This is a genomic window from Bacteroides muris (ex Afrizal et al. 2022), from assembly GCF_004793475.1.
Classification (GTDB): Bacteria; Bacteroidota; Bacteroidia; order Bacteroidales; family Bacteroidaceae; genus Bacteroides; species Bacteroides muris.
The window spans coordinates 1-1,155 of sequence record NZ_SRYZ01000112.1 but is presented as its reverse complement, the minus strand read 5'-3'; the positions used below and the strand labels follow the sequence as shown (position 1 = coordinate 1,155).

At 47.9% G+C, this 1,155-nt stretch carries 1 protein-coding gene; it reads left to right on the top strand.

All coding sequences use genetic code 11. From position 1 onward, the window contains the following. Nucleotides 1–25 precede the first annotated feature (25 nt). On the top strand, nucleotides 26–1,155 hold a 1,130-nt coding region (locus E5355_RS20070; protein WP_136011557.1), incomplete at its 3' end, for an IS66 family transposase.

Below are 1,155 nucleotides of genomic sequence, written 5' to 3'. Positions count from 1 at the left end.
AAAATAACAGTGATTCTATTTGTGAATGTCAGATAAAATCGCTATCTTTGTATCTGTGAAACAGCAGGTTAACGACATAAATTCGACCTTGGCCGGACTATTGTCCGAGCTTAAGGAGTTACGGGGAACGATTGATTCCTTGTATGCCGAAAATCGGTCGCTTAACCGAAATATTGATAAACTACTTAAGGAAAACCGTGAGTTACGCAAGCGTCTGGAGAAGTATGAACAGCCGCCGAAGGACTCCGGCAACAGCAGTACTCCGCCATCGAAAGAACCGATAAAGGCTGAGGTGGACCGCCGGACAAAATCATTGCGGAAGAAGTCAGAAAGACCTGTCGGCGGTCAATCCGGACATGAGGGAACTACACGCAAAATGGTGGAAACACCTGACGAAATTCAGGAAGTGTCATCCCACTATTGCATGGAGTGTGGCAGGGATTTGTCTGAAGTTGAAGGGGTGCTCGAATATGTCACCCAGCAGGTGGATCTGCCTCAGATACGGCCAATCTATCGTGAACGCAGATTTTATAAAAAAGTCTGTAGCTGCGGATGTTGCAATCGTGATTATGCACCGCGTCGCAGGGGCGGTAATGCTATTGTCTTCGGCAAAAACATACGTGCCATTGCAACCTATCTGAGCGTGGTGCAGTGTATGCCTTATGAACGGTTGCAGTCGTTGTTTGAGACGATGTTCAATGTCAGAATCAGTCAGGGGACACTGGCCAATATCGTCCGTGAGATGCTTGAAAAATCCCGCCCTGCCATTGCCTTGATAGAACGAATGATAAAGGAATCCTCAGTAGTGGGCTTCGACGAATCGGGATGTTACACCAATGGGAAGCTCAACTGGTCATGGATTGCGCAGACAACGTATCTGACTCTCGTGTTCCGGGGCGCTGGCCGTGGCGCCAAAGTCCTTGAAGAACGCTTCGGTGACTCTCTGAAGAATATGGTCGCAGTGACAGACCGCCACAGCGCGTACTTCGCCATTGACTTCCTCAACAATCAGATATGTCTGGCTCATCTGCTGAGAAATCTCGAATATCTCAATGATATAGACAAGGAACAGACCTGGGCAAAAGATGTGCAGACGCTGTTGCGGGAAGCCATCCATCTGAGGAATCAAAAAACTTATGAGGTAATCCCTAAAGA